Source organism: Colwellia marinimaniae, from assembly GCF_002207865.1.
Taxonomy (GTDB): Bacteria; Pseudomonadota; Gammaproteobacteria; order Enterobacterales; family Alteromonadaceae; genus Colwellia; species Colwellia marinimaniae.
Map to the genome: position 1 here is coordinate 1 of NZ_BDQM01000247.1, position 275 is coordinate 275.

Here is a 275-nt window from a genome sequence, read left to right on the forward strand (position 1 = left end):
TTGTGGTGCCGTGTCGATAGGTAATCCGCATTGTGTGACCATCGTCGATGACATTGAAACTGCACCATTGGCCGATCTTGGTCATGCGATCGCCCATCATGAGCGTTTTCCTAACCGTGTTAATGCTGGCTTCATGCAAATATTGTCGCCGGACCATGCCAAATTACGGGTATATGAACGTGGCGTTGGTGAAACCCAAGCTTGTGGCACTGGCGCATGTGCCGCGGTGGTTGTGGGTCAATTACAAGGGAAGCTCGGCCAAGATGTGTGTATTG

Annotated in this window: 1 protein-coding gene; it reads left to right on the plus strand. The window is 51.3% G+C overall.

Annotated features, from left to right (window positions below):
* Positions 1-275, plus strand: a 275-nt coding sequence (gene dapF, locus MTCD1_RS19130) for a diaminopimelate epimerase (protein ID WP_088569013.1), incomplete at both ends; no start/stop codon positions are given.